Source organism: Pseudoalteromonas sp. SCSIO_11900, assembly GCF_000576475.1.
Classification (GTDB): domain Bacteria; phylum Pseudomonadota; class Gammaproteobacteria; order Enterobacterales; family Alteromonadaceae; genus Pseudoalteromonas; species Pseudoalteromonas tetraodonis.
Map to the genome: position 1 here is coordinate 2024085 of NZ_KK070023.1, position 26424 is coordinate 2050508.

Below are 26424 nucleotides of genomic sequence, written 5' to 3' on the forward strand. Positions count from 1 at the left end.
ATGTCGGTAACTTTAAAAAACCATTAGGAGCGATAAATGAATACCACTAAAGCAACTTTAAAGTCGGGTAAAACACATTCTTCCCGAGTTAAGTTTCTGGATGGGGTTGATATACCCGTATTTTTAATCAGTGGCGGTATATTAGTTTTATTTGCCGCGCTGGCCCTTTACGACATAAAACTGATGTCGGATTGGATAAACTCTGCCTTTGCCTTCTCAACCAAAATATTTGGCGCCTTTTGGCAAGTTCTGCTGTTATTAACCTTTGTGATAGGTATATTTTTGGCCGTAGGCCGCACCGGTTCAGTGGTGCTCGGCGGTTTAAAAACCCCTGAAATATCTACCTTTAAGTGGATAAGTATTATTATGTGTACTTTGCTTGCTGGTGGCGGCGTATTTTGGGCCGCAGCAGAGCCAATGGCACATTTTATTTCTCCGCCACCGCTATTTGGTGGTGAAACAGGCACTAACGATGCCGCCTATAACGCACTTGCACAAAGCTTTATGCACTGGGGATTTTTAGCCTGGGCTATATTAGGCAGCTTAACGGGCATTGTTTATATGCATCTTCATTACGAAAAAGGCTTACCGCTTAAACCTCGTACTTTGCTTTACCCCGTATTTGGCGATCGCGCAATGAAAGGGGCGCTTGGTACTATTGTTGATGCATGTTGTGTACTCGCTGTGGTTGCTGGCACTGTGGGTCCTATTGGTTTTTTAGGCTTACAAGTGAGTTTTGGCCTAGATAAATTGTTTGCCATTCCTGACACCTACACCACACAAGTAATTATTTTATTTAGTTTAATTGGCATTTACACACTTTCAGCAGTAAGTGGGGTTACCAAAGGTATTCAGCTACTAAGCCGTTTTAATGTGGTATTAGCTGTGGTGCTGATGTTGTTTATATTACTAATGGGGCCCACTGCGTTTATTATCGACAGTTACATTCATTCCTTTGGTTTGTACTTAGATAACTTTATTCCTATGGCTACGTTTCGTGCCGATAAACCGTGGTTAGACTGGTGGACTGTGTTTTTTTGGGGCTGGTTTTTAGGTTATGGCCCTTTAATGGCGATGTTTGTTGCGCGTATATCGCGTGGCCGAACTATTCGTGAAATGATTTTACTCATCTCTGTGGTTGCGCCAGTGATCACCTGCTTTTGGTTCACCATAGTTGGTGGCTCAGGCATCTTTTTTGAGTTAAATAATCCCGGCGTTATATCAGAACCTTTTGCTGGGCTTAATTTGCCAGCGGCATTGTTAGCCATTACTGAGCAGTTACCTATGGGGTTTATTGTGTCGGTATTATTTTTAGTGCTGACCACCATTTTTGTGGCAACAACCGGTGACTCAATGACGTACTCGGTGTCTATGGTGATGACAGGTACCGATCATCCGCAAACATCAATTCGTGTGTTTTGGGGGATTATGATGGGGGTAATGGCTGCATTACTCATCTCTATTGGCGAGGGCGGAATTTCAGCCTTGCAGTCGTTTATTGTGGTCACTGCGGTGCCAGTTTCGTTTGTGTTACTACCGTCACTGTGGACGGCACCACAAATAGTTAAGAAAATGGCAGACGAACAAGGACTTTAATAATTGATAAAGAGCGCTAATAAGCGCTCTTTTTCTGGGTACATCATATTCTCACCTTGTTATTGAGCTATTTATTATCCTAGCAATAAACTAACCCACTAAAAATAACTTAGCCTAAGTAGGTTGTTCATTCCTATCGATACGGTATAGTTTAAATATATTTAAGCATAACCTTGAGATAAACCATGCAGTTAGTCGACTTAGACCCTTGTGATCAGGATGTGATCAACGTATTTGCAGATATAGATCGACTTATTAGCTCATTATATCCTGTAGCAACTTCACAAGCGCTTACAGTTAATGAGCTTGGTTTACCGGGCGTTTACGCTGTAGGTTTAAAAAATCAAGACGGAATAGTTGCCTGTGGCGCAATAGTAAAGCAATTTGATGGTAGCTGGTATGGCGAAATTAGACGGCTTTACGTAAAACCTAGCTATCGCGGAAAAGGCTTATCGCGGCGTATTATGCAAATTTTATTGCACTATGCAGGCGAAGAAGAAATCCTAATCATAAAACTAGAAACAGGACCAAAGCAAATACAATCAATCCATCTTTATGAGAATTTAGGGTTTGTGCAATGTGCCCCTTTTGGTGAATACACAGAAAACCCGAATAGCTTATTTATGGAGCTTGCGCTCAGCTAATATTGCTTTGTTTGAAGCTTTTATTTATTAATTTCAATCCTAACTCGTTACGAGTAGAAATACTTGTTGGACATGAATCACTATTTTTCTTTTAATGCGCGGCAACTAGCCGGTTTGGCATTCATAAATAAAAGAGAAAGATAAATGAAAGAGACAACATCACTTGAACAAGCTCGTACGAGCTACAACGTTCGTCATTGGAGCCAAGGTTTTTTTGGTATTAATGATCAAGGTGATGTGTATGTTGCGCCCAAAGCTGATGCCCCACAGCAAACCATTGCATTAACAGACATTGCTAAGCAGCTTGAAGACAAAGGTTTAAGCTTGCCAGCACTTGTTCGTTTTCCACAAATTTTACATCATCGCGTGCATAGCTTATGTGGCGCATTTAATACCGCAATAGAAAGCTATGGCTATCCAAAAGACTATTTATTAGTTTATCCAATTAAAGTAAATCAACAGCGCGAAGTCGTTGAAGAAATTGTTGCCAGCCAAGCGCAAGTAGAAAAAAAACAGCTAGGTTTAGAGGCCGGTAGCAAGCCAGAGTTATTAACTGTATTAGCACTGGCTGAAAAAACCAGTGCGGTGATTGTATGTAATGGCTACAAAGATAAAGAATATGTGCGCTTAGCGCTGATTGGCGAGAAGCTGGGTCATAAAGTGTATATTGTACTTGAGAAATTGTCTGAGCTGGATATGGTGCTTAGCCAAGCCAAAGAACTTAACGTAAAACCGCGTATTGGTATTCGTGTGCGTTTAGCCTCGCAAGGCAAAGGTAAATGGCAAGCAAGTGGCGGAGAAAAATCGAAGTTTGGGTTGTCTGCTTCACAAGTGCTGTATGTAATAAACCGCTTAAAAGAAACAGATCAGCTTGATTTAGTACAGCTTGTGCATTTTCACTTAGGGTCGCAAATGGCCAATATTCGTGATGTACGCTTAGGTGTAAGTGAAGCTGCACGTTTTTATTGTGAACTACGCAAGTTGGGCGCGCACATAGAGTGCCTTGATGTAGGGGGCGGTTTAGCGGTTGATTACGACGGCACACGCAGTCAATCACACAACTCAATGAACTACAGTTTAGCTGAATACGCAAATAATATTGTTTACACCATCGGTGATATTTGTAAGCAGTATGAGCAGCCTTTTCCTACCATTATTTCAGAGTCGGGAAGAGCATTAACAGCGCATCACGCGGTACTAATTTCCAATGTAATTGGCACCGAAACGTATACACCGGAAGAAATAGAAGCGCCAGCTGATGATGCGCCGCAGTTACTTAAAAATATGTGGATTTCATGGCAACAATTACATGTGCTTACTGATGACCGTGCATTAATTGAGATTTTTCACGACAGCCAAGGTGATTTAGCTGAAGCGCATAGTCAGTTTGCGATGGGATTATTAGATTTAACTCAGCGTGCATGGGCAGAGCAAATAAACTTACGCGTGTGTTATGAACTTAATAAATTAATGGATAACAAAAACCGTTTTCATCGACCGATTATAGATGATCTGAATGCGCGTTTAGCGGACAAGTTTTTTGTCAATTTCTCATTGTTTCAGTCATTGCCTGACGCGTGGGGTATTGACCAAGTGTTTCCGGTATTGCCATTAAGTGGTTTAACGCAGGCTCCACAAAAACGGGCTGTGTTACTAGATATCACCTGTGATTCAGATGGCGCATTAGAGCATTATGTAGATGGTCAAGGCATTGAAAGTACGTTGCCAGTACCTGAGTTTACAGCAGATAAACCTTATTTAATGGGATTTTTCTTAGTAGGCGCCTATCAAGAAATTTTAGGCGATATGCATAACTTATTTGGTGATACGCACAGTGCTATTGTCAATATGGATGAGCAAGGTGTTGCTAGTATTACAGAAATTAATCATGGTGATACTGTGGCTGATATGATGCGTTATGTACATTTAGATGTTGAAGGTTTTCAGCAGTCATATGCGCAGTTAGTGAGTGCAAAAATTGCACCAGATGAACAGCAAAGCGTCCTCGACGAATTGCAAAGCGGCCTTGACGGCTACACTTATTTAGAAGAGTTATAAGCAATGTCTAGCTTGTTTGGTTGTGTTGACCACTCATTGTACTCAAACGGGATGACGTTTTTACGTCGTCCTATGGTACAAAACATTAATGCGATTGAAGCCGATGTAGTGGTACTGGGTTTACCGTTTGATTTGGCTACTTCAGGGCGCCCTGGTGCCCGCTTGGGGCCTGATGCTATTCGCAGAGCGTCGGTACATTTAGCATGGGAAGATACGAAATATCCGTGGACATTTCCGTTGTTTGAGCGCTTGACCGTGGCGGATGCTGGCGATTTTACCTATCCGGTAGGTGACCCTGAATATTTTACCGCGCAACTAGAAATGGCGGCAGAGCAAATACTTCGCCAAGGTAAAACATTGCTAGGCTTGGGCGGCGATCATTTTGTAACCTTACCGCTATTGCGCGCACATGCAAAAATTCATGGCAAAATGGCGTTAGTTCATTTCGATGCACATACCGATACTTACAGTAACGGTTCGCGTTTTGATCACGGTACCATGTTTTATCATGCGCCAATGGAAGGGTTGATTGATGTTAATCACAGTATTCAGCTCGGCATTCGTACCGACTTTGATCAAAGCAAGCATGAGTTTGCAGTGATTGATGCCATGCAAGCCAATGATCTGCATGCAAATGATATTGCAGCTCAGATTATTGAGCGAGTGGGTGATTTACCGGTTTACTTAACCTTTGATATAGATTGTTTAGATCCCGCTTTTGCACCAGGTACGGGCACACCAGTGTGTGGTGGTTTAACTTCTGATAAGGTACTTAAAATCTTACGCGCACTCAAAGGCATTAATATGGTGGGGATGGATGTGGTTGAAGTATCCCCGTCTTATGACCAAAGTGAGCTTACCGCCATTGCTGCAGCAACAATTGCCAGTGAATTGCTACATTTGTGGGCACTTAAGCATAAATATTAATTTGTGTTAATCTAGTTTAAAAAGCGCCAATCTGGCGCTTTTTTTGTATAAAAATAAAAGTACGATTAAAACTGCATATCGTGTTTCTTAGCATAAATAAAAAATACTGGAATTTCGATTATGACGTAAGTTAAAAAAGTAAACCAAAACCAATTAACTTCAAATATTAACCAGCTAAATTGCACGCCCGAGTTGTAATAAAGGCTAGATGCAATTAATAGCGTAATGCCTGTTGCAAATAAGTCTTGCACCGATACTTTTTTAAAGCTACTGCCTGCAAAGCGCGGATAAATAAATCCGTAGCCAAGCGTTATCATAATGATAACTAATAACAATAAACTCAGTTCAGGGGTCATTGTGGTTTATATTGCCTCGCATATTCTATTCGCTCTTGAGAGCTTGGGTGCGTTGATAAATACTTTAACCAAGTATCATCAAGGGTCGCCTCTTGTGCTTTTAAATTATTTTCCAGTGCTTCAATTGCATCAGCAAAATCGTGGTTAGAATAGCCTAATTTTAAAAGGTTTGTAATAGCATATTCATCGGCTTCTTGTTCCATATCTCGCGAAAACGCTTGTTGTAAAAAAGATGAACCAGAGCCAAGCACGACTTCTAATATACCATTTAAGTCACCAAAAATAACTGCAAATACAACGGTGCTCACTGCAGCTTGTGCTGCAAGGCGAATGCTGTGATGGTGCTGAACATGACCAATTTCATGAAGTAAAACAGCACGCAGGGCATCAGAATCATTTTTTAATAGCTCAACAAGTTCGTCAGTTACAACAACCCGACCACTTGGAAGAGCAAACGCATTAGCTGCTGAATTTCTGTTTGCTTTTAGCAGCAAGTTGAGATGGCTCTAAGGCAAAGCGTACATTACGATGGCGAGTCATACGCATATTAAAACGCAGACCTTGGTTGATGATCCACGGCAATAAAAATAAAAAGCCAATAGCAAATAAAAGGCCTATCGTCGGTGCGAGGCTGCTAAGCAGGGTGTAAATTAAAAATACAATGACCGCTAAAATGCGGCCTTTTAGAATTTGTATAGGCGTAGCTAGATAGTCAAAGCTAAGGCCGTCGATACGCGTATGACCGTAAAAATAACGGTAGGTGCGTACTTTTGCTCATGCAGAATAAATTCCTAAAGTAATAATACTAAGTAGTATATTAACAATCCATATGCCAAAAAATTCGGCGCTTTTGCCGCTAAAATTTACTATACCACTAAAAATGGGAGAGGCCGTGGGTGGTGTAGGGGGATTTGTTTCATTTGAAGTTGGGTGTATTGATTCCATTAAAAAAAGTCCTTGTAATTTTTGTAAACTTACCCTTTTTAGAGAATAAAAACAATCTTTATGATTAGCTAGCTTATTGTAAGTAGGCTAATTTTATTGCTTTTAATGTTTATAGGGCTGCACTTTAAGTCACCTCTGGTATACTGTGCAGATAATTTAACGGGGCTGTCATGATTTCAAAAAACCAACTTAAACTAATTCGCCAGCTTGGCCAAAAGAAGTACCGCAAGCAACTTAATCAATACCTCGTACAAGGCGAAAAAAATGTACTGGAGTTATTAAATAGCCCATTAAAAGTAACCGATGTATTTGCAACGCAAAGTTTTATTGATAATAACCAAAGCGCATACCCTCAAACGCATTTTATTACAGCTGATGAAGAGCAGTTAACAAAGGTAAGTACTTTGGTCAGTAATAATGCGGCTATTGCCATTGTTGATATGCCAAGCACCACATTACCCGATGAAAACAGTTTAATATTAGCCTTAGACGGGGTATCTGATCCGGGTAATTTAGGTACCATCATTCGCGTGGCTGATTGGTACGGTATAAAACACATTGTTGCCAGCACCGACAGTGCCGATCCGTATAATCCAAAAACAATTAGCGCCACTATGGGGTCATTTGTTCGTGTATCGGTAAGCCAAGTTGATTTACCTAGCTATTTAACATCTTTGGATGTGCCTATTTATGGTGCATTTTTAGAGGGCGAGAATGTCCATCATTGCCAGTTTGCTGGAAAAGGGGTGTTATTAATGGGCAGCGAGTCACATGGCATACGCCAGCAGTGTGCCGCGCTTGTGAGTAATAAAATTACTATTCCCGCCTTTGGCAGTGCTGAATCGCTTAACGTGGCAATGGCAACGGGTATTATTTTAGATAACTTTAAACGCCAAGCTTAACCTTTTAGCTATTTATGCGTTAAGTTACTTATAGTAAAAAACAATAATAAATCGGTAATAACAATAAAATGCGCTTAAGCACTATAAAATTAGCGGGCTTTAAATCTTTTGTAGAGCCCACTAAAATTCCATTTCCGGATCAAATGACGTGTGTTGTCGGCCCTAATGGCTGTGGCAAATCAAACGTGATTGATGCGGTGCGATGGGTGCTTGGTGAAAGCTCAGCTAAAAATTTACGTGGCGATGCCATGACTGATGTCATTTTTAATGGCTCCACTAACCGCAAGCCCATTTCGCAAGCCTCTGTTGAACTCATATTTGATAATACCCAAGGTAAATTACCCAATACCTTTGCTGATCGTAGCCAAGTGGCTATCAAGCGTTTGGTGACTCGCGATGGCCAATCGCTGTACTTTTTAAATGGTAGCAAATGCCGCAAACGTGATATTACCGATATATTTTTAGGCACGGGGCTTGGGCCGCGTAGTTACGCCATTATAGAACAAGGGATGATCTCGCGTTTAATTGAGAGCAAACCGCAAGAGCTACGTATTTTTTTAGAAGAAGCCGCAGGGGTCTCTAAATACAAAGAGCGCCGCCGAGAAACACAAACACGCATAAAAAGCACCCGAGAAAACCTAGAGCGACTCCTCGATGTTCGCCAAGAACTACAAAACCAGCTTGACAAACTGGCGGTACAATCGGTTGATGCTAAGAAATATCGCGAATTTAAAACCCAAGAACGCACCTTAAAGGGGCAAATAGCGGTATTAAAATGGCAAAAGCTGCATCAGCAACAAGTTGATAAAAGCGCACAAATAAAAAAACTGGATGAACAAATCAGCTTTTTTAAAACGGCGCATTCAGGCCATGATGATGTTCTGGCAAGTCTTGAAGCTCAAGTACAAGTTCAGCAAGATAAACTTAATGATGCACAGCAACAGCAGCACCATACACATACAGAATTGACTCGCAGTGAACAGCAGCAAATTAGCATTAAACAACAAACGCTGTCACTGAAACAAAATTTAGCCAAGTTAGAGCAACAAAAAAATCAAAGTGAAGAAGTCAAAACGCAGCAACAAAGTCTCTGCCAAGAGTTAGATGACAGCTTACAACAGGCTGTAGAGCATAACTTAATGTGTAGCGAGCAGGTTATAGAGCTTACCGAAGAGGTTAATCGGCTGCTGGAGATTAAAAATGCCGACACATCACACTGGCAATCACTAACAGAAGATTATCAACAATTGCATAATCAGCAGTTAGCGCATACCAACGCAGTAAAACACACAGAACAAAAAATCAGTTATGTTAAGCAACAACTAACGCAGCTTGATGAGCAAATAGATGAGTTAAAACACAGTGAGATAGAGCAGCTATTAACTCAGCAACAACAGCACAGACAGGCCCTGACTGAGCAGCTAGCGAAAGCGCAAACGGCTCACAGTAAAGGCCAAACTGCGCAAACTGCTCAGCAGCAACAGCTAGATGAAGCTCAGCAACAATGGCAGCATTTATTTCAGCAAGTTAATGAATTAAAAGCCGGCATAGCGGGGCTACAAACTACTCTTGGGCTTGAAAAAAGCAGCGATGAAAGTTTAACCTTATTTAAGCAGTTAACTGTTCAGTCGGGTTATGAGTTTTTAGTCGAGCAGGCGCTGTCATCACTTGAGCATATTCATATATCACAAGGTAAAGCAGAAAATAGCACGTGGGAAATTGCATCGCAGTCTGCAGCTAAGCACAGTATTGCCGCGTTTATTACCTCAGGCGTGTATCCTGAGTTATTAAATCATATTGCTTATGATGAAGCCGGCGATATAAGCGCACTTAACGACAATAGTTATATTGCGGTTATAGATAAGCAAGGGGCATTACACGGTCGAAACTGGCATGTAAGTGGCGATAAAAATACAGAAAATTCCTTATTATTAATGCACAAAAAACTCAAGCAGCAAGAAACCTTACTTGAGCAACAACAACAGGCATTGACGGACGCACACTCCACACTTGAAGAACATAAAACGCAGGCTGCATTAATAACCGAGCAGCAAAATGAGCGCAAAGACACTATTCATCAATTAGCACAACAACTTGCTGTAGCAACAACGCGTGGTGATATGCTTAAAGCGCAAGCTGATCAGCATCTGCAGCAGCTAACAAAATTACAACAACAGCGTCTGCCTCTGCTAGAGCAACAACAGCAGTTAAGCGAATTATTGAGCGAAGAGCTCGATAAAAATGAACAGCTTGCACAGCAGTTACAGGCCTTAGCTGAAGAGCTTAACCAAGCCGATAGCACACGCACAAATAGTGATGAGCTTTACAAACAAGCTTTGAGTAATGCTGAACAATATAAAACACTAGCGCATCAAGCAAACCTTAATGAGCAAAAAGCAAGAAGTGAATGGCAGCTCAGTCAAACTAAACTTAGCCATGCTGTACAGGCGTTTACTAGTGCCGAAGAGGGTGCGCAAGAGATAATAGAGCAGATTGAAGCGTTACTTATTCCTGAGCAAGAGCTTGCACTAAGTATTGAGCAATTATTAGTACAGCACCAACAAGGCGAACAAATGCTTGCGGATTTACAACAACAGCTAGCTCAAGCAAAACAAGAATTACAAAACAAACAAGCGAGTTTAAAAACGTCACAAGCTGAGCTGGTGGCACTGCAAGAGCAGCATCAAAAGCTGAGTATTGAAGAACAAAGCTTATTAATTAAAGCGCAAGCGGTACTAGAGCCACTTAGTGAGCTTAATCAAAATTTAAAACAGGTATTAGCAGAGTTTCCTGCAGAGTTGTCATTAAATGCGGCGCAAAATCAACTTGCTGGAGTAAGTAATCAGCTAGAGCAATTAGGAGCCGTTAACCTTGCAGCCATTGATGAATTTGAACAAGCGAAGCAAAGAAGTGATTATTTAAATAATCAGCTGGACGATTTAACCCAAGCATTAACAGCTTTAGAAGGCGCTATTCATAAAATAGATCGTGAAACAAAAACGCGCTTTAAGTCTACGTTTGATCAGGTTAACCACGATTTTGGCCAGCTTTTCCCTAAGGTGTTTGGCGGCGGCAGTGCTTACTTAGAATTAACCAGTGACGATTTACTCGAAAGTGGTGTTAGTATAATGGCAAGGCCACCAGGTAAAAAAAATTCGACAATTCATTTGTTAAGTGGTGGAGAAAAAGCGCTGAGCGCATTATCATTGGTGTTTTCTATATTCAGGCTCAATCCAGCTCCATTCTGTATGCTGGACGAGGTAGATGCCCCATTAGATGATGCCAATGTGGTTCGTTTTTGCCGATTGGTTGAAGAAATGTCACAATCTGTGCAGTTTATTTATATAAGCCATAATAAAATTGCAATGGAAATGGCGGGTAGATTAACGGGTGTAACCATGGCAGAGCCCGGCGTGTCGCGCATGGTTGCTGTAGATATTGAACAAGCGGTGCAACTTGCACATGCATAATTTTATAGTCATTTGCTAGTTGTTTTGGGTAAAATGATGGCAGTTAGGCATATTAATAATAAAAGGTGAGGGGATGGCCGAAGAATTAAGATGGGTTTTAATTGTGATCAGTGTGTTTGTCATTGGTGGCTTATTAATACACGGTTTGTGGTCAGTAAGAAAAAAAGAGAATGCTGAACTCCCTGCAAGCGAGCGAGTTGAACCTGTTCAAGAACAGCAGCCTTCATCTGTGCATACTGAGCCACAAGAGCCAACGTTAGCGCAACGAGAAGAGCCACAAATGAGTGAGTTAAACTTCAGCGCTGATGAGCCACAAATAGATGTTAGCCCTGCTGATACAGCTATTGAAGATGACCTTGAAGTGGTAACAGAAGAGGCTGTAGATACACAACAAGACGCCCCTAAAGATGTTGCAGACTTTGTTATTGTGCATATTCAAATGCCAGAAGGATTGACCATGCAAGGCAGTAAATTACTGCCAGCAGTTAACACGCTAGGTTTTAAGTATTCAGAAGAAGGCTTTTTTAATCGTCACCTAGACCCTGCAGGCCAAGGGCCGGTGTTATTTAGACTGGTAAATATGTATAACCCTGGTACGTTCGATATTGATAATATGGAACAGTTTAGTACCGCAGGCGTGAGCTTATTTATGACTCTACCATGTGATGGCGATGGCCTTGCTGCGTTTAATATGCTGCACAGCGCCGCTAAAAAAATAGCAGATGAATTTGGTGCCGATATTTTAGATGCAGAGCGAAATGTAATGACGGTAGAGCGTATTCGTCAATATGTTGAGCAGGTTCGCGCATTTTCTGCGTAATATACGCATAAGTTAAATTTTGTAAGCCACTGGGCGTTCACTCGTCAAAGTGGCTTTTTTTATGTTTTTGAGGTCTACATGGCAAGCAGCATTAGTGAGCAAATTAATCATCTTCGTACCACGCTTGAGCAACATAATTATAGTTATTATGTGCTTGATACACCCAGCATACCCGATGCCGAATATGATCGCTTGTTACGTACATTGAGCGAATTAGAAACCCAGCACCCTGAGTTTTTAACCGCCGATTCACCTACTCAAAAAGTAGGTGGGGCGGCGCTTGCCAAGTTTGAGCAAGTAGCACATCAAGTGCCTATGTTGTCGCTTGATAACGCTTTTGGTGAAGACGAATTTAATGGTTTTAATCGTCGTATTAAAGAGCGTTTAATGAGCACTGAAGAGCTTACATTTTGCTGTGAGCCTAAACTGGATGGCTTAGCGGTATCGATTATTTATCGTGATGGGGTATTAGTACAAGCTGCTACTCGTGGCGATGGTTTTACTGGCGAAAATATTACCCAAAATGTAAAAACAATTCGCAATGTGCCATTAAAGCTTCGCGGTGATGATTACCCGCGTGAGCTTGAAGTGCGCGGTGAGGTATTTATGGATAGCGCGGGCTTTGAAAAATTAAATGCCGAAGCAGAAAAACGTGGTGATAAAGTTTTTGTAAACCCTCGTAATGCGGCAGCGGGAAGTTTACGCCAGCTCGACTCAAAAATTACCGCAAAACGCCCATTGATGTTTTATGCCTACAGCACCGGATTAGTTGCCGATGGCACCTTACCTGAAGATCACTACCAGCAACTTGCTAAGCTTACCGATTGGGGATTACCGCTGTGTCCAGAAACCAAATTAGTTGAAGGTCCAAAGGCTGCGCTTGCTTATTACAATGACATTTTAACGCGTCGTAGCGAGCTAAAATATGAAATAGATGGCGTAGTAATAAAGGTAAATAAAAAAGCCTTACAAGAGCGCTTAGGCTTTGTAGCTCGTGCACCGCGTTGGGCTATTGCTTATAAGTTTCCGGCGCAAGAAGAAATAACGCAATTATTAGATGTTGAATTTCAAGTGGGTCGCACAGGGGCAATTACTCCTGTTGCGCGATTAGAGCCAGTATTTGTTGGGGGTGTTACGGTATCGAATGCAACGCTGCATAATGCTGATGAAATTGCCCGTTTAGGCGTTAAAGTGGGCGATACTGTGATTATTCGTCGCGCTGGGGATGTGATCCCACAAATTACCCAAGTAGTACTTGAACAACGCCCAAGCGATGCAAAAGAGATTGTATTTCCAACTATGTGCCCAATTTGTGACTCGCACGTTGAGCGGGTTGAAGGTGAAGCGGTTGCACGTTGTACCGGTGGCTTAGTATGCCAAGCACAGCGTAAACAAGCGATTAAGCATTTTGCATCGCGTAAGGCTTTAGATATTGACGGCTTGGGCGACAAAATTGTTGATCAATTAGTTGATCGAGAGCTGATCAAAACCCCTGCTGATTTATTTATTTTAAAGCAGGGACACTTTGAATCACTTGAACGAATGGGGCCAAAATCAGCAAAAAACTTAGTTGCCGCACTTGATGATGCAAAAACGACTACCTTAGCAAAGTTTTTATATTCACTGGGTATTCGTGAGGTCGGTGAGGCAACCGCGCAAAACTTGGCTAATCACTTTTTAACGCTTGAAAAAGTAATCGATGCCAGCATTGAACAACTAATAGAAGTAAGCGATGTAGGTGAAATAGTGGCAAAGCACGTGCGCGGCTTTTTTACTGAAGAGCATAACCTGACAGTGGTAAACGAATTAATAGCGCAAGGCATTAACTGGCCACAGTTAACAGCGCCATCAGAGCAAGAACAGCCGCTAGCGGGTTTAACTTATGTGCTAACTGGGACGCTTAATACGCTTAATCGCAATGATGCGAAAGCGCGCCTACAACAATTAGGTGCCAAGGTATCTGGCAGTGTTTCAGCCAAAACGGATGCGCTAGTGGCGGGCGAAAAAGCCGGCTCTAAGCTAACTAAAGCGCAAGAACTCGGTATAGAAATACTGACAGAGGATGATTTAATTACTTTGTTAGAGACTCATAATGGCTAGTTTTACAAATATACTTAATACGCTGTTAATTGACTTAGGCCAGTGGCTACAAGGCTATTTGCCGCATTTATCATTGCTTTTGATGGTGTGCTTAGTGTCGCTTTATGCGGATGACATTTTAAAGCTCACCAAAGGCGTGGTAGCTAGGCGCCACTTTATTATTAGGGTGGCGTGTTTTGTGTTGATCACCGCGTTTGGGTTTGGTTTATTAGTGGTGTGGTTAAGCCCATTACTAACTAAAGCTTTGCTGTTTTTTGGTACTAAGTGGTTGGGGCTCACATTATTAGCTGCATTTTTTATTTTGGGCACTATTGCCGATAGGAAAAACCAGTTGTGAGCCGTTATGGACCTGAATACTGGGATAAATATGGCAGCTATCGTACGCCAATAGCGTTTCATTTGAGTATTTTAGTGTTACTGCGGGCCTATTTTATTTGGGTGATTGCCGCGCTGAGCCGTCGTCCTGAACTTGATCTAATGTCATTGTTTTTTAAATCAAAAAATGATTTTTTTATTGCCATAGCAATTGGTGCCGTAGCAATTGTACCCACTATTTTGTTTTGTTTACGCAGACCCAGAGACTCGCATCAAGCTACGAAACGGTTAGCGAGTATTTGGCGATACATGCGTTGGCCGCTTATTGCTTGCGCGCTAATAGACTTGTCGTGGTTAAGTATCCAGGCGGCCCATAGTCATTATCGCTTTTCACTGTTTTTAGCTATACAAATGGTGATTGTATTGTGGGTATTGTGGTATTTGGCAAAAAGTCGTTATTTAAGTGTTTTTTTTAGTGATTGGCCCGAGCCAACAGAAAAAGCAACCGATAAAAAGTAAGAGATTATGCACACTATTAATAAAAAAATAGCGCAAGTAGTGGCCTTTATAGGGCTGATTATTATCTGCGTTGGCTATTTTTTATCATTAGGCGAACATATTTGGTTTAAAGGGATATTGTTATTGTGGATAGTGGTATTTTGTTCGTGCTGTTACCGATTAACGCCGTTATTTAAAATGCGTAACCCGCTGCGTAACTTTATTCAGCGTGATCCGCAGCATTTGTTTGTTTTTAGTTTAACCGGGTTGTTTGATAAAAAGAATGGCCCGCATTGGTTAGTCATCAGCAATATTGAGTCAATAGAGATAAAAGACGATGAGCTAATAGTGCATAGTAATAATGACAGGCAATTAAGCGTGAGTATTCCTGGTAGTCAAGCTCAATTACACGCTTATGTAAGCCGTATACTTACAGCAACAGAGAAGCACCGTATAGTGTTTAAATTGCGTTGATCGTGGTGTTAGCCACAGACGTAATGATAGGCTGTCAGTCAATGCTTTTGGTTCAGTATGAAGCAAATTAATAACGCAATGAGGTTGTTATGTTGAAATGGAACGATATTGTTAATTTTGCCAACCATGGCAATCCGACACCGGTTCAAAAAGTAGTTAAAACAGATCAGCAATGGCGTGAACTGTTAAACGAAGAGCAATATTACGTGACCCGTAAAAAAGGCACAGAGCGACCAAATAGTTCAACTAGTTGCACACTATTAGAACCGGGAAAGTACGTATGTGTGTGTTGTGATAACCTACTATTTGATGCAGATGAAAAGTTTGATAGTGGCACAGGATGGCCTTCATTTACACAACCTGCAACGGTTGATGCGATAGGGTATGTAATGGATAACAGCCATGGCATGGAGCGAGTTGAGGTTGTTTGTAATGTGTGTGATGCGCACTTAGGGCATATTTTCCCTGATGGCCCACTTCCTTCCGGCTTGCGCTACTGTGTAAACGCACTGGCAATGAAAAAGCTCTAGGGCCTGTTGGCCTTTCAAGGTTAAATTTGCAGCAGTCTGTTTGGGATTTAGGTAAGGCAGCGCCTATGTGGTGTGGTTACTCCCCCATAAATAGGCGATAACGTAGCATCAATTCCAAACAGGCCCTAACTAATCTCTAGTTTCATTTCTTTAGCAATCTGAAGTAGTTTATCGAACCGCTCCGATTGCTCTTCAGCTAAGGGGGATTTTTTTAATAGTTTAAAGCACTTTTGAGCCAGCACACTATTGAAAGAGTCACCCTGTTTTTTTGACTTATCCACTAAACATTGTAACAAGTTAAGCGCAATACTTGGATTGTGTGGCATGACCCTAAATGCTTGGCTGAATGCCTCTAAGGCAGCATTTAATTGGCCGCGCTCAAACTGCTTAACAGCATGATTATTGAGCTCTTTCGGCCCCATTTTAATATCACGTCTTTCACTTTGCTGTTGCTGTATATAACGCAAGTAAGTAGCATCGCTTCTACTTGGGTGACGTTCGCAATGATCAATAATTTGGCTAAATAGCGCTTGCGCCTTTTGGTGAAAACCTAATTCATGCAGTGCTTTTGCCTTGTCTAGGGCACCATCGACTGAACGTATTTGAGTATCGCTGTCATCAAGTTGTTCAATCAACTGTTTCGCTTTTTTATGTTCATCTTTTAAATAATAAAGGCGTGCATTGAGCACATCGATTTGAGTTTGCGCATTACTGGTTGGGAATTGTGTTTTTAGCTCATTAATATATTTATTTGTTTGACGGGAGATTCTGTTTATTTGGTCACTTTGATCTGTGGTTAGTGCAAAATCAATCCCAGCACGAGCGGCATTTAAATAAATGTCTGGGCTATCATGCATAGAGTACTTAGCATAAGTGGCAATATCTTTTTGAGTTAAGTAGCTGGTTTCATAATCTCTATTAATGAGCGATACGCTGTTCAGTGACTTTTGACGGTCTATATTACGTGGAGCAATATGTGCCGCTTGGCTTAAAAACTCTTGGGCTAGCTCAAATTGGTTTAGTTTTATTTCTAAACGCCCTAATAAGTCTAATGCAACTAGTCGTGTTTCATTACGTTCAAGCATAGTTTTAAGCATGCGTTGAGCTAAAATATGCTCATTGTTAGCAATTAAGGCTTCTACCAATCCTACTTTTGCCCATGCAAATTTTTGAATATTCAAAACTGACTTAAAAAAGTCTTTCGCTTCTTGGTTTTGTTTTAGCGCCAGTAAAATATTACCTTTTAATCTAAGCAGAATAGGGCTGTATTTATTACTTTTATCAAGCTGAGCATTAATTTGTTTTAATGCTTTAGATTGGTTATCGTCATCAATTAAAGTGTATATAGCTTTTAAGTCGCTTTTACGTTTGAGAATACGCTCTATGCGCACTCTTAACTCTTGTACAGAGAAGGGTTTTACTAAAAAGTCATCGGGTTGAAGTTCTAATACACTGTGAACTAACTCTCCGCTAGTTTCCGCAGATGTAAAAATAAACCCAGTAGAGTGTTTTATTAATGCTTTAGCGCGTAATTCTTCATAAAGCTGGTAGCCATCTTGGCGTTTGCTTAGATTAAAAGAGCAAATTACCAAGTCAAATTCTTCATGTAAGCATTGTTCTTTTGCCGCTAGAGCATGATCTGCAAAACGCATATGTCCAAAGCCAATTTTTTCGAGCGACTGTTTCATGTAGCTTTGAGCAAGTGGCTGCTCTTCTACAATCAGTATTTTTGCTTCATTGAAAATATTTTTAGACATTGGCTTAAGCGTAATTGAATTTAACACAGACTATAATCAACAGTTTAGACGCTTACAAGGTAATTTAAAGATTCGCCTCGAAGATGAGAGCTTATTAAGCAAATTAATTCTAAAGGTTTATATTTTTACCTTAAAAGAGCTAAAAACCCATTTAAAGTAAATGAATAGCACGCGTAATAAAGTAAGTTTAAACAAAATGATTTTGGAGATAATAAAACTCGGAAGATAGGTTTTGATATGTGATTGGAATACTGATTTTTTGAAACCGAAGAATTACTTGGTAACGAATTTCTAAATGGTAATTAATACTGAACGTGAACTAAAAGAGTGGAGGATAATGAAAATTAAAATGGAAGATGATACTAGAGGGTTTAGATTTTTGTAATATGCACCATTCAAAGAATGGTGGGTCGTACTGGACTTGAACCAGTGACCCTCGCCTTGTAAGGGCGATGCTCTCCCAACTGAGCTAACGACCCATATTACAAATTTACACATGCGACTATTTATATAATAAATTTTTATATGTGGTGGGTGATACTGGACTTGAACCAGTGACCCTCGCCTTGTAAGGGCGATGCTCTCCCAACTGAGCTAATCACCCACATATAAATTAAAACGCTACTATTAAAATAAGTAGTACTGGACTTTAACCAGTGAACCTCGCCGTTACTTGTAAATAGCGGTGATGCTCTCATTTTTTGTAACTGAGCTAACGACCCATATTACAATTTTAATACATATCACTATTAATATAATAATAGATTTTATATGTGGTGGGTGATACTGGACTTGAACCAGTGACCCTCGCCTTGTAAGGGCGATGCTCTCCCAACTGAGCTAATCACCCACATATAAATTCAAACGCTACTATTAAAGTTTAATAGTACTGGACTTTAACCAGTGAACCTTGCCGTTACTTGTAAATAACGGTGAGCTCTCTTTTTTCTAACTGAGCTAACGCACCATATAGAATATTAGATACGACACATTAAAATGTGGTGGGTGATACTGGACTTGAACCAGTGACCCTCGCCTTGTAAGGGCGATGCTCTCCCAACTGAGCTAATCACCCGCATCTAAACAACACCACATTGCTGCGTTGTTGTGGGGCGCTATTATAGATAGAGTTGCAAATGTGTCAACACTTGAATGATAAAAATGTGCTGAATGAAGCTTTTATAAACAATACAGTGCGAACGGTGTTCACTTTATCAACAAACTAATATTAAACGAACAATTGTTAAGCTTAATGTTTATTTAAAGTCGGCGGCGTAGACTAAATAGATATCATTGGTGGTGGGATAAACAATAAAATATTTATGTAATAAAAGGCTAACTTTCAATAATTGTATTGCGTGATACAAATTAGCGGGTAATAAAAGTTATTTAAAGTTTAACATGCCAATGAACAGCGCTTTTTTAGTAGTAAAACAGCACCAAGCTAATTTGCATATAAATGTATACCCTTTAAATCATATTCAAACTCATATTATCGGTTGAATAGGGTACTCAGTCGTATACATGTGGCGAGTACAACAACGTAAAGCGCAACGTGACATCTAAATTAGTATGAAAATCTGTTTTTTAGCACGTATGATAGCCAGTTTGTTGAAATTTAAACCATTTAAATAATGTCGCACAAAAAACTGTTGACTTTATTTTGGGGGGTGCATAGAATGCGCCCCGCACTAAGCGATACACGACGTGATTATCACCGAGCGTATTGAATAAGTTGGGGCTATAGCTCAGCTGGGAGAGCGCTTCGCTGGCAGCGAAGAGGTCTGCGGTTCGATCCCGCATAGCTCCACCAATTTTTAGTGTTTGTCCTAGGGTAACAGTTTTCTGTGTCCCCATCGTCTAGAGGCCTAGGACACCGCCCTTTCACGGCGGTAACAGGGGTTCGAATCCCCTTGGGGACGCCATTTAACTTTTAGTTAAAGGCGGTTTTACCGAGAAGATAGCGTAACACATAAAGCTCGAGTCTTTATTTGTACTATACGCCATTACCTTAAAAGCTCAGGATGTGAGTTAAACTAATCGATTGTCCTAGTGACACATATTCTGTGTCCCCATCGTCTAGAGGCCTAGGACACCGCCCTTTCACGGCGGTAACAGGGGTTCGAATCCCCTTGGGGACGCCACTTACCTATTTTAAATAGGGAAGTGCAGTGTTATTAAGCAGCTCGCCTGAAACGAGTCAAACCATTCAGTTGTCCTAGTGACACAGAAAATGTTTCTGAGAAGATAATGCCATTCGCCTCGCAGGCTCGGCTCATCTTACGCAGAAATAGCAAATCAGTGATTTGCAAATCAATTTCTGCGTCCCCATCGTCTAGAGGCCTAGGACACCGCCCTTTCACGGCGGTAACAGGGGTTCGAATCCCCTTGGGGACGCCACTTACTTACTTTAAGTAATATATACAGCAGTGTGACACCACACACTCTATCCGCAAATTTAAAAAGAGTGAAAATCTCTTGATACGCCACCTACTATTCATTAGTAATATAGCTTTTAATAAAAGTGTCTAAAATCAGTTTACCTACATTTCCATCACTACTTCAAAATTATCCAGTGAAGTTAAAATCTAAAAATTAAATGTTTTATATAATAACTCCTAAATATTATTAGTTTCTTTCCTTTCTTTATATTCAGCTTAAATATACTTCGCCTATGTTAGGTTACATATAAACGTCCAAATAAATAGGAGGTTATATGGCAAGTGGATGGGCACGCGATGGTGCAATTCAAGATCAAATCGACGCCAGCGTTAATGATGCTGTGCAATATGCTAGAAGTAATTTAGTTTCTGGAGCCAGTGCCGATCTATGTGAAGAATGTGATGAACCAATACCACAGGCACGAAGACTTGCGTTACCAGGTGTTAAGTATTGTGTAAGCTGCCAAGTTGAACTAGAAGGTAAAGGCGCACTTTCTAAAGGGCTTAATCGGCGTGGCAGTAAAGATAGTCAATTACGATAAAAAGGTGCATACAGCACCTTTTTTAAAATTGTATCAGAGTTAAGTTTAAATAATTAAAAAGCCGCTTAGTAAACCTATTAAATATATTTACTAAAATTTATTCATATTTTCTTTTTTCTGAATAAGTTCAATTGAGTAGCCATCTGGATCTTTTACAAACGCTATTTCTGTTGTGCCACCCTTTACTGGACCTGGTTCACGGCTTACGTTACCGCCAGCGGCCTTGATATCAGCACAGGCTTTATAGATATCATCAAACTCAATCGCGATATGACCATAGGCATTGCCTAAATCATAGCTGTCGGTATCCCAGTTATAGGTTAGTTCAAGCACTGTTGTATCAGTTTCATCACCGTAGCCGACAAAGGCGAGGGTATAGCGGTACTCTTCGTTATCAGCACGGCGTAACTCTTTCATACCAAGTACTTGAGTATAAAACGCAATTGATTTATCTAGATCTGCAACCCGTAACATGGTGTGTAGTAAACGCATTTAAATCCTCTTTAAAATTCATATAAATTTTTATAACGCAGCTAGTTTTAACTACTATTGCTGCGCAGTTAAAATATCAATAATCCGATTATAAATTATTTCTGTGAGCATCACAGTATCATCGCCATTAGTATTTATAAACTGCACAACGACTGTATCGATATCTTTATAATAACGAGCAATGCTTGAATACCCTAATACCCAACCTGTGTGTTCATACTTATAAAGTGATGCATACAAAGCTTGCTCTTGTTCATCGAAAAAAGTGCCTTTGTTTAAAGCAAAAATAAAGTCGCCTACATCTTGTGCGGTTGCCACATAGCCTTGATCGAGTGCTTTAAAATCATTCTCATAACCTACGTAGTAACCACTCATCAAATCTACTAAATTGATTTCATGTACAGATGAAAACGTATGCGTTAGGCCCAGTGGCGTTAAAATTTCATCTTTAATAAATTGGTTATGATCATAACCCAGCACGTTTGACATAATTTTTCGCAGCAACAAATAATTGGTATTAGAATAGCCATAGTCAGCATCAGGGCTAAAATCAGCGGGTTTATCGAGCACTAATATAAGTGGGTCAGGGTAGGTTATTGACCAATCGAAATTATCAGTGTCTGTGTAATTGGGTATACCACTTTTGTGCTTTACCATCATTCGCAATGTAATTTTATCTGCGTTTTCAATGCGTCCAATTAATGATGGAAGATAATCAGCCAGTGTTTTATCTACATCAATACGTCCAGCGGCTGAAAGTTTGGTTAAAGCTGCTGCATCATATAACTTTCGAATGCTGCCAATTTTAAAAAGTGCACTAGGGTAAGCGGGTATTTTGTGCTTTCTATTATGCCAACCATTTGCAAAATATTCAGGTTGCTGTCCTTGTTTATGAATATACACAATAATGCCATCAATTCCTTGTTCAATAGCCTCTTGTGTTTGTGCTTGAACATTAGCGGGCAGTGGGTGAAAGTAATATAAAGCAAACTGCCAAGGGGCAAAAATGTATATGCTAGTAAGAGTAACAATGAGAGCTGCAATCCGCAGAAGTGTAAGCGCTTTTTTGTTCTTCAATTGTATCATTGCATTCTGGCTTCATTTATTTTTGGAGTGTGAGGATCAGCTTTTTACTCTACTAAACAGCAATATCATGTGATATTGCTGTTTAGTTATGAGGAGTTCGACTGTATTAAAGTATATCTTTACTTATTAACTTTGCCCTTAAGAACATATATTTCGCCATCAAAACTGCCTTGAATTGTTAATCCTTGTCCTGCCAATTCTTTAAGATAGTCAATATGCTCTTGTGTAATATGCTGCCCCGGAACCAAAAGTGGAATGCCTGGCGGGTAGGGCGTAACTAAACCGGCACAAATGCGGTTATTGCTTTTACTAATAGGCACCGATTCTCGCTCGCCATAGAATGCTTCGCTTGGAATACAGGCTAAGTTTATAGCCGGTAAATTTTCCGGCAAGCGAGAACGTCGCGTTGATGTGGCTAGTTTAACCTTGCCGCTATCGAGTTTTTTCAATGCATTGTATAAACGAATGATCTTTGAGCGCGTGCCGCCAAGCGTCAGTAATACTAAGATGGTGCTGTGAGTGTATTTTTCTATTTCTAGGCCAATTTCATCCAGCAGGTATTTATGAATATCCTTTAATGAATAAGGTAATTCGCTAATATCGATGAGAATTTTTAGCGGATCGTGACCCATGTTATCACCACTAAAGTGCGGGAATATTTCCATAAAGTCTTGCTTACCTAGTACTTTAATTTGTTTGAGTGAAGCCATCTGTTGTTTAAATTCTTCCACATGGTTCAACAAAGCATTGAGTAACTTATAGCCTTCCATCTCTAATTGTTTTTGGCATACATCAAGCGACGCGATAAGCTGATATTTTGGCGATGTACTGGCGTAAATACTGTAAATCTCACGAAAGAAATCAGCATCGAAATCAGGGTCGTTAACATGAATATAAGACGCTTGAGAAAACGCCGATACCACTTTATGCGCCGAATGAGTGACGTAGTCAGCGCCAGCATGAATGGCGGAATAGTATCGTAGGCTTGGATGAAACAGCGAGTAAGCAAACCATGCCTCGTCAATAAATACTTTAATACCATGTTGATGGGCATAATCGACCACCTGTTTCAGATCGCTCAGTAGGCCATCGTAAGTACAACCGGTGAGGACTAGCAATTTCGCATCGGTATTTTGTTCTATCGCCTGTTTAATGTCGGCCAACGACGGCGGCGCGAAGATGCCATATTTAGGATTTAAAATACTCGACAAATAAACAGGTAAACTCGCTGATTGCAAAATGCCATAGTGCACAGATTTATGACAATTGCGGTCGATGATCACTTTATCGCCCTTACGCAGCAATGTCTGCAAGATGATTTTATTTGAGGTAGACGACCCATTGGTAACGAAATAGGTATGCTTGACTTCAAACGTCGCCGCTGCTGACTCTTGGGCACGGCCAATGGTATTGGTGCTATCTGATAATGATCCTAACGAATCAACCGAAACCGACAAGTCGCCCACAAACACATTACGACCATAAAACTGATAAAAATCTTTAATATAAGGAGAATTTCTAAAGCTGGAGCCGCCACTGTGACCTGGTGTATGCCAAGAATCGTTTGCTTCGCCAACATAACGGCGATACGCAGTCCAAAATGGGGTCTCTGAGCGGTCATCGAAATCGTTGATCATATAGCCTAAAATTGCTTCAGGATCAGAAATTACCTCATCTTTAAAAAAGAAAGACTCAATCTCCTCCGACTCATTAACGATTTCTAGCCCCTTCGTATCATCGCCAATAACATAAACTGGCAGCTCAAGGCGGATCCCTTTTAACTGCTCGATAAAGCGACTATAAGTGCGTTCGCCAACCTTATTTTGCAAATCCCAGCTAAGCACTACAGCCTGAATATCACCATCTTCCTCTACAATGTCCAACGCTTGTTTTAACTCAAGACGCTCAATAATATCGATATGAATATCATCTCGCTCAAAATTGACAATGGTCTTCGATAGATTCGTTGAAAGCTCTTGTAAGGTGACTGGATCTTGCTCAATTAACAAGATACGAAGTATTGGTAGCATAGGAATTCTCGCAATAAAATTTCATAATGCTCAACAGCATAACTAAAGGATTGACGCTTGTGAAATTAATACTTTGAAAATGTTCCAATAATTGCTCTTCGCAAGGGTGCAGGTATAAGCGTTTATTTAATTAATTTGCACTATAGAAAAATCAAGGTGCCTAAGTTTGGCACCTGCATTAAGAAATAGAATGTATTGGTAGAGGAACACTTGCCATATAGCTACTCAGTTTTACCTTTAAACTCACACAAGTCTTCACTAATACAGCTGCCGCATTTAGGTTTACAGGCAACACAGGTATAGCGTCCATGCAGTATAAGCTAGTGGTGAACATCGACTTTAAACTCTTTAGGCACTAGTTTTTCGAGCTTCTTTTCTACTTCAACAACGTTCTTACCCATTGCAAACTTAGTAAGGTTTGATACACGAAATATGTGCGTATGTCGGCCAGCCAAAGTATAATGAACGTAGAACGAAAATACTTACTTTTCCAAGACTGCTTTGACTTATGAAGAGACTGTCACGATAACTTTATGTAATTAGTTTTATTCTGCAAAGCCGGCTATCGGCTAACTCGTATTTGCCCCAAAACGAGCTAGAAAATTTTGCTCAAAGGGCTAACAACACCGTTTGCGCCTTGTTGTAAAACATGAATATATATTTGCGTTGTCTTCAAATCGGAATGACCAAGTTTACTTTGAACTGTGCGAATGTCTTCTCCTGATTGCTAAAGATGAGTCGCGAACGACTCTCTGAACGTATGTGGAGTGATTAACTTTGTAATCCCTGACTATTTTAAAGCAGCCTTCACCGCCTTCCTGACACAAGTGGATGAAAATGATGTCGAATTTCTTTTGTTGGCACTTTCAAGCCGCGTTGTCCTATGTTTCTCCTATCCGATAAGCAACAAGATATCCATAAGTATAGCGTCAGCTTGACGTTAATAAATGTAAAAGATGAACATGTTGATATGGTAGTTATGGTTTGGATTTCGACAAAAGTGCGATTAAGGAAGTTACTGTTAAGAGGTAGTGTTGAATATATTCCATACAAAAGATAAGGTAATCCAAAAGCATAATAAAATGAAGGGAAATATGATTGAGGGAATAGACATACACGTTTACTTATCGGCGCTATTTTGCGGAGCCATAATTGTTCTCGCCATCAAAGGGAAATCTAATCACACGAAACGAATTGAAAAAATTGCTGAAATTCAACGTCAAAAGGAAAACCTCGAAAAGGAATCTATTGAAAATCAGGTTGCCAAACTTGAAGGTGAGTTAGAAGAAGTGGAAAGGAAAATCACTTCTGGTCAAGAACATTTTAAAACACTCGAGGAATCCACTGAGAAGCTTGAGCTAGAGAGACAATATATCGAAGTTGGATTACAGCCACCTGTTTATCGCTTTGATGACAGAGAGGAACTTAAAGCTCAAATCAATAAATGTTATGCGGATCAGTATCGTGTCATAAGCAGAGGCCTAGCAACAAACGCATACTCAAAATGGGAATGGTTTGGCTGCGAAAAAACTGGTGCACGAATGGTCGAAGATTACCGATATCTTTCGCTCAAAGCATTCAATGCAGAATTTGATGCCATAAGAAAAACTATGCGCCATTCAACTTATGATACGGCGGTTAATAAACTACATCGTGTAAATGAACAACTTGGTAAACTGGGCGAGACGGCTAATGTAACAATCTCAGCAGAATTTTTTAACCTGAAAATCAATGAGTTAAACGCTTGGTATCGAGAGCTTTTATACAGAGAAAGACAGAAAGCGGAGAGGAAAAAACAACAAGCTATCCTCCGTGAGCAAAATAATCAATCCGGAGATGAAGCCGATGACCTTGAAGACGAAATATCTTACCGGAGCTCTGATCTGAAAAAAGCCCAAGCCTTAGCTTTAAAACTGCACGGGGCAAGCGCTAAAGTCATGGAAGAAAGAATCCAAAAGATGAAATCTGAAATTGCCAAGCTAGAAAATAAATTTCAACGCACAACCTCGCAAGCACAGATCACAAAGGTCGGCTACATATATGTCATTTCAAACCTAGGTAGTTTTGGAGAGGGTGTTGTTAAAATCGGAATGACTCGTAGACTCGAACCGATGGATCGCATTAATGAACTCGGTGACGCAAGCGTACCGTTTAAATTTGATGTGCACACGATGGCATTTGTGCAGAATGCTCCAGAAATAGAGAAGAAGCTTCATAGAAAGTTTGACGAACAACGAGTGAATGTGGAAAACAATCGAAAGGAGTTTTTCAAGGTAAGCCCCCAGCAAGTAAAAGCTGCAATGGACGAACTGAATGTGTCAAGCGACTGGTACTATGATGTAGAAGCAAAGGAATACAGAGAAAGTATTTTGATTCGTGAAGCAATGAACAAGCAATCGCACGAAAACCTAACTGGGTCAATTCCGGCATCAATATAAGGA

At 40.4% G+C, this 26424-nt stretch carries 19 protein-coding genes, 8 tRNA genes and 4 pseudogenes; 18 read left to right on the forward strand and 13 right to left on the reverse strand.

What is annotated here, in order from left to right; translation table 11 throughout:
• The first annotated feature begins 36 nt into the window (after positions 1-36).
• The 4 genes from BG00_RS09415 to speB all read left to right on the forward strand — a co-directional run bounded on the left by BG00_RS09415 (position 37) and on the right by speB (position 5225).
• The gene (locus BG00_RS09415) at positions 37-1596 is read left to right on the forward strand and encodes a BCCT family transporter (protein WP_036982095.1); all 1560 of its coding nucleotides are present in this window, start codon (positions 37-39) and stop codon (positions 1594-1596) included.
• 185 nt (positions 1597-1781) lie between these two features.
• Positions 1782-2240: a GNAT family N-acetyltransferase gene (locus tag BG00_RS09420; RefSeq protein ID WP_036982098.1), complete on the forward strand. Its 459-nt coding sequence runs from the start codon at positions 1782-1784 to the stop codon at positions 2238-2240.
• Positions 2241-2384: 144 nt separating this feature from the next.
• Positions 2385-4298 carry a biosynthetic arginine decarboxylase gene (gene speA, locus BG00_RS09425; RefSeq protein WP_036982101.1) on the forward strand — a complete coding sequence of 638 codons (1914 nt, stop codon included), beginning with the start codon at positions 2385-2387 and terminating at the stop codon, positions 4296-4298.
• Between the two features lie 3 nt (positions 4299-4301).
• A complete protein-coding gene (speB, locus tag BG00_RS09430; RefSeq protein WP_036982103.1) occupies positions 4302-5225 on the forward strand; it encodes an agmatinase in 924 nt (307 codons plus the stop codon).
• Positions 5226-5290: 65 nt separating this feature from the next.
• Here speB and BG00_RS09435 read toward each other — a convergent pair whose 3' ends face one another.
• From BG00_RS09435 to BG00_RS09445, 3 genes and pseudogenes are all read right to left on the reverse strand, one after another.
• Entirely contained in the window at positions 5291-5581 is a 291-nt protein-coding gene (locus tag BG00_RS09435; protein ID WP_036982104.1) for a hypothetical protein, read from the reverse strand.
• Positions 5578-6048 (reverse strand): annotated as a pseudogene (locus BG00_RS09440) (M48 family metallopeptidase); the annotation flags it as partial. The pseudogene BG00_RS09440 and the gene BG00_RS09435, both read right to left, overlap by 4 nt.
• 37 nt (positions 6049-6085) lie before the next feature.
• Positions 6086-6526: pseudogene (locus BG00_RS09445) on the reverse strand (YjgN family protein); the annotation flags it as partial.
• A gap of 170 nt (positions 6527-6696) precedes the next feature.
• Between BG00_RS09445 and BG00_RS09450 the strand changes: the two are divergent.
• The 8 genes from BG00_RS09450 to msrB all read left to right on the forward strand — a co-directional run bounded on the left by BG00_RS09450 (position 6697) and on the right by msrB (position 15635).
• Complete coding sequence (locus BG00_RS09450) at positions 6697-7428, forward strand: TrmH family RNA methyltransferase (RefSeq protein WP_036982106.1); 732 nt, start codon at positions 6697-6699, stop codon at positions 7426-7428.
• 68 nt (positions 7429-7496) lie between these two features.
• Positions 7497-10898: a chromosome segregation SMC family protein gene (locus tag BG00_RS09455; RefSeq protein WP_036982110.1), complete on the forward strand. Its 3402-nt coding sequence runs from the start codon at positions 7497-7499 to the stop codon at positions 10896-10898.
• Between the two features lie 73 nt (positions 10899-10971).
• The gene (zipA, locus tag BG00_RS09460; RefSeq protein ID WP_036982112.1) at positions 10972-11718 is read left to right on the forward strand and encodes a cell division protein ZipA; all 747 of its coding nucleotides are present in this window, start codon (positions 10972-10974) and stop codon (positions 11716-11718) included.
• 78 nt (positions 11719-11796) lie between these two features.
• Positions 11797-13818 carry an NAD-dependent DNA ligase LigA gene (gene ligA, locus BG00_RS09465; protein ID WP_036982113.1) on the forward strand — a complete coding sequence of 674 codons (2022 nt, stop codon included), beginning with the start codon at positions 11797-11799 and terminating at the stop codon, positions 13816-13818.
• Positions 13811-14155, forward strand: coding sequence for a DUF3392 family protein (locus tag BG00_RS09470; RefSeq protein ID WP_013465302.1), 345 nt, complete (start codon positions 13811-13813; stop codon positions 14153-14155). Before ligA ends, BG00_RS09470 begins: the two co-directional genes overlap by 8 nt.
• Positions 14152-14652, forward strand: a complete 501-nt coding sequence (locus BG00_RS09475) for a DUF2919 domain-containing protein (protein WP_036982115.1) — start codon at positions 14152-14154, stop codon at positions 14650-14652. Before BG00_RS09470 ends, BG00_RS09475 begins: the two co-directional genes overlap by 4 nt.
• 6 nt (positions 14653-14658) lie before the next feature.
• A complete protein-coding gene (locus BG00_RS09480; protein WP_036982118.1) occupies positions 14659-15105 on the forward strand; it encodes a hypothetical protein in 447 nt (148 codons plus the stop codon).
• A gap of 89 nt (positions 15106-15194) precedes the next feature.
• A complete protein-coding gene (gene msrB / locus BG00_RS09485) occupies positions 15195-15635 on the forward strand; it encodes a peptide-methionine (R)-S-oxide reductase MsrB (RefSeq protein WP_033103821.1) in 441 nt (146 codons plus the stop codon).
• A 125-nt stretch (positions 15636-15760) separates the two neighbouring features.
• On the opposite strand, the gene BG00_RS09490 is transcribed toward msrB, so the two are convergent.
• The 5 genes from BG00_RS09490 to BG00_RS09510 all read right to left on the reverse strand — a co-directional run bounded on the left by BG00_RS09490 (position 15761) and on the right by BG00_RS09510 (position 18467).
• Entirely contained in the window at positions 15761-17392 is a 1632-nt protein-coding gene (locus BG00_RS09490; protein ID WP_036983433.1) for a response regulator, read from the reverse strand.
• A gap of 403 nt (positions 17393-17795) precedes the next feature.
• A tRNA-Val gene (locus BG00_RS09495) sits at positions 17796-17871 on the reverse strand.
• A 49-nt stretch (positions 17872-17920) separates the two neighbouring features.
• A tRNA-Val gene (locus tag BG00_RS09500) sits at positions 17921-17996 on the reverse strand.
• A gap of 170 nt (positions 17997-18166) precedes the next feature.
• Positions 18167-18242 (reverse strand) — tRNA-Val (locus BG00_RS09505).
• 149 nt (positions 18243-18391) lie between these two features.
• Positions 18392-18467, reverse strand: a tRNA-Val gene (locus BG00_RS09510).
• Between the two features lie 662 nt (positions 18468-19129).
• On the opposite strand from BG00_RS09510, the gene BG00_RS09515 reads away from it, so the two are divergent.
• The 5 genes from BG00_RS09515 (at position 19130) to BG00_RS09535 (ending at position 20375) form a co-directional block, all read left to right on the forward strand.
• Positions 19130-19205: transfer RNA gene (locus tag BG00_RS09515), tRNA-Ala, on the forward strand.
• Between the two features lie 36 nt (positions 19206-19241).
• Positions 19242-19317, forward strand: a tRNA-Glu gene (locus BG00_RS09520).
• 143 nt (positions 19318-19460) lie between these two features.
• Positions 19461-19536 (forward strand) — tRNA-Glu (locus tag BG00_RS09525).
• A gap of 180 nt (positions 19537-19716) precedes the next feature.
• A tRNA-Glu gene (locus tag BG00_RS09530) sits at positions 19717-19792 on the forward strand.
• A 316-nt stretch (positions 19793-20108) separates the two neighbouring features.
• A complete protein-coding gene (locus tag BG00_RS09535; RefSeq protein ID WP_036982120.1) occupies positions 20109-20375 on the forward strand; it encodes a DksA/TraR family C4-type zinc finger protein in 267 nt (88 codons plus the stop codon).
• A 90-nt stretch (positions 20376-20465) separates the two neighbouring features.
• On the opposite strand, the gene gloA is transcribed toward BG00_RS09535, so the two are convergent.
• The 5 genes and pseudogenes from gloA to BG00_RS17390 all read right to left on the reverse strand — a co-directional run.
• Positions 20466-20867, reverse strand: coding sequence for a lactoylglutathione lyase (gene gloA, locus BG00_RS09540; RefSeq protein ID WP_024602990.1), 402 nt, complete (start codon positions 20865-20867; stop codon positions 20466-20468).
• Positions 20868-20921: 54 nt separating this feature from the next.
• Positions 20922-21953 (reverse strand): serine hydrolase domain-containing protein, encoded by a 1032-nt coding sequence (locus BG00_RS09545; protein WP_036982122.1) that lies wholly within the window; start codon positions 21951-21953, stop codon positions 20922-20924.
• 119 nt (positions 21954-22072) lie between these two features.
• Positions 22073-23983: an aminotransferase class V-fold PLP-dependent enzyme gene (locus tag BG00_RS09550; protein ID WP_036982123.1), complete on the reverse strand. Its 1911-nt coding sequence runs from the start codon at positions 23981-23983 to the stop codon at positions 22073-22075.
• 221 nt (positions 23984-24204) lie between these two features.
• Positions 24205-24442, reverse strand: a pseudogene (locus BG00_RS18070) (endonuclease III); the annotation flags it as partial.
• 136 nt (positions 24443-24578) lie between these two features.
• A pseudogene (locus BG00_RS17390) lies at positions 24579-24829 on the reverse strand (tyrosine-type recombinase/integrase); the annotation flags it as partial.
• Positions 24830-25017: 188 nt separating this feature from the next.
• Between BG00_RS17390 and BG00_RS17860 the strand changes: the two are divergent.
• Positions 25018-26421: an SNIPE associated domain-containing protein gene (locus BG00_RS17860; RefSeq protein ID WP_150111314.1), complete on the forward strand. Its 1404-nt coding sequence runs from the start codon at positions 25018-25020 to the stop codon at positions 26419-26421.
• Positions 26422-26424: the final 3 nt, after the last annotated feature.

Excerpts from the sequence above, each read along its gene's own strand:
- ligA (WP_036982113.1), top strand. The coding sequence starts at position 11,797 with ATGGCAAGCAGCATTAGTGAGCAAATTAATCATCTTCGTACCACGCTT.
- BG00_RS09470 (WP_013465302.1), top strand. The coding sequence starts at position 13,811 with ATGGCTAGTTTTACAAATATACTTAATACGCTGTTAATTGACTTAGGC.
- speB (WP_036982103.1), top strand. The coding sequence starts at position 4,302 with ATGTCTAGCTTGTTTGGTTGTGTTGACCACTCATTGTACTCAAACGGG.
- BG00_RS09545 (WP_036982122.1), bottom strand. The coding sequence starts at position 21,953 with ATGATACAATTGAAGAACAAAAAAGCGCTTACACTTCTGCGGATTGCA.
- msrB (WP_033103821.1), top strand. The coding sequence starts at position 15,195 with ATGTTGAAATGGAACGATATTGTTAATTTTGCCAACCATGGCAATCCG.
- speA (WP_036982101.1), top strand. The coding sequence starts at position 2,385 with ATGAAAGAGACAACATCACTTGAACAAGCTCGTACGAGCTACAACGTT.
- BG00_RS09535 (WP_036982120.1), top strand. The coding sequence starts at position 20,109 with ATGGCAAGTGGATGGGCACGCGATGGTGCAATTCAAGATCAAATCGAC.
- BG00_RS09415 (WP_036982095.1), top strand. The coding sequence starts at position 37 with ATGAATACCACTAAAGCAACTTTAAAGTCGGGTAAAACACATTCTTCC.
- BG00_RS09450 (WP_036982106.1), top strand. The coding sequence starts at position 6,697 with ATGATTTCAAAAAACCAACTTAAACTAATTCGCCAGCTTGGCCAAAAG.
- BG00_RS09435 (WP_036982104.1), bottom strand. The coding sequence starts at position 5,581 with ATGACCCCTGAACTGAGTTTATTGTTATTAGTTATCATTATGATAACG.
- gloA (WP_024602990.1), bottom strand. The coding sequence starts at position 20,867 with ATGCGTTTACTACACACCATGTTACGGGTTGCAGATCTAGATAAATCA.
- BG00_RS09455 (WP_036982110.1), top strand. The coding sequence starts at position 7,497 with ATGCGCTTAAGCACTATAAAATTAGCGGGCTTTAAATCTTTTGTAGAG.
- BG00_RS09480 (WP_036982118.1), top strand. The coding sequence starts at position 14,659 with ATGCACACTATTAATAAAAAAATAGCGCAAGTAGTGGCCTTTATAGGG.
- zipA (WP_036982112.1), top strand. The coding sequence starts at position 10,972 with ATGGCCGAAGAATTAAGATGGGTTTTAATTGTGATCAGTGTGTTTGTC.
- BG00_RS09490 (WP_036983433.1), bottom strand. The coding sequence starts at position 17,392 with ATGTCTAAAAATATTTTCAATGAAGCAAAAATACTGATTGTAGAAGAG.
- BG00_RS09550 (WP_036982123.1), bottom strand. The coding sequence starts at position 23,983 with ATGCTACCAATACTTCGTATCTTGTTAATTGAGCAAGATCCAGTCACC.
- BG00_RS09420 (WP_036982098.1), top strand. The coding sequence starts at position 1,782 with ATGCAGTTAGTCGACTTAGACCCTTGTGATCAGGATGTGATCAACGTA.